The 1527-nt window shown below is 31.6% G+C and carries 1 protein-coding gene; it reads left to right on the top strand.

Going from position 1 to position 1527, the window contains the following annotated elements; all coding sequences use genetic code 11:
* Positions 1 to 280: 280 nt before the first annotated feature.
* The gene (locus ACNQGX_RS18295; protein WP_417978741.1) at positions 281 to 1402 is read left to right on the top strand and encodes a serine hydrolase domain-containing protein; all 1122 of its coding nucleotides are present in this window, start codon (positions 281 to 283) and stop codon (positions 1400 to 1402) included.
* Positions 1403 to 1527 lie beyond the last annotated feature (125 nt).

Raw genomic sequence — 1527 nt, 5'->3', positions numbered from 1 at the left:
TCGAGTGCCTACTTAAATTGCTTGGTAAATCGTAGCGTTTGTAACGCGGTTAATGACAAGAAATTGTATTTTGCACTTGGGCAGCTATTGGTGCTTTGCTCTTGCCGCCCACAGCTAATTGAAGGCTGCAGGAAAGAGTTTGAATTATAGTTGAAATCCCATATATTTACTTTCTAATTATCAAAATTGAGTTCGTTTGGAGGTTTTTATCCCGACGCTTCGGGAGAACTGACGTTAGCGGTAAGTTTCCAAAACCAACTAAATTTTAGAAAATAACATCATGACAAAATTTTCATTCATCTTTTTTGTATTTCTTTCTGTTCATTCTTTTGGACAAAAAAAATCAAATTCAAACAAAAATAATTTTGATAAATCTGTATACCATTCAATGGATACAGTTGCAGACTCTTTTCTGAAAAAATCAGGAGCTAATTCTGTTTCGATAGCCATTGTCAAAAATAAAAAAACTTATATAAAGCACTACGGCGAATTGGATAAAGGAAAAGGTAATAAAGCAACCAATCAAACACTTTTTGAAATCGGCTCTACCACCAAAGTATTTACAGGAACGCTAATGGCTAATGCGGTGTTAGAAGGTAAAATTGGATTAGAGGAAGACATTAGAAAATATCTGAATGAAGATTTTCCTAACTTAGAATTTCAAGGCAAGCCAATAAAAATAAAGGATTTACTAGTCCATAGAAGTGGAATACAAACAGCTTTTCCTTCTACCAAAGAAATAAGAGAAAAATATCCTGTGGATAGTTTTCTTTATTATAAAAACAGACTTGATAAAGCATATACTAAGAAACATTTCTTATCTGATTTACGAAATGTGAAAATAGATTCACTTCCTGGAACTGGTTATAAATATGGTGCTTTAGCACCTGAATTATGTGCTTATATTTTAGAAAATGTATATAAAAAAAGCTATGAAGACCTATTGGATAAAGAAATTTTTAAAAAGGCAGGAATGAAATCTACAAAGCTTAATTTAGGAAGTAACGAGATTCTTGCAAATGGGTATAATGCAAAAGGCGATACGATGGAACCTTTAACTATCAGTATTTGGGGAGCATCAAAATTTCTAAAATCAACAATGGATGATTTAAGTAAATTTATCAAGTTTGAATTAAATTCAAATAATAAGGTTGTTATTGAATCTCATGGAAAAGTTTATTCAAACATAGATATGGGATATTTTTGGGATACTTTAGCAGATGATAAAGGCAATACAAACTATATAAAAGACGGTGGTTCAAATGGAATTTCTAATGTACTTAAAATTTTACCAAAATACAATTTAGGCATCTTAATTATTGCAAATCAGAATGATAGAAATACAGGCGCAAACATAGAAAATGCTTTAAATAAATTAGAAATTACTTTAAAAGAGAATTAAAAAACCTACCGCTAACAGTAAAGGCTTCGTTGGGCTTGAAAAGCCAACAATGAAGCCTCGGTTGGACGGAACCGATTACATGCCGTTCCAACTATGGAGCTATCGTTAAGTTTTTAGAAAGAATT

It is taken from the genome of Flavobacterium glycogeni, assembly GCF_048286775.1.
In the GTDB taxonomy this organism is placed as follows: domain Bacteria; phylum Bacteroidota; class Bacteroidia; order Flavobacteriales; family Flavobacteriaceae; genus Flavobacterium.
The sequence above is the reverse complement of the archived record's forward strand: the minus strand, read 5'-3'. Positions and strand labels throughout refer to the sequence as shown.

Bases quoted from the DNA above. Each gene is read 5' to 3' on its own strand.
- ACNQGX_RS18295 (WP_417978741.1), top strand. From the start codon at position 281: ATGACAAAATTTTCATTCATCTTTTTTGTATTTCTTTCTGTTCATTCT.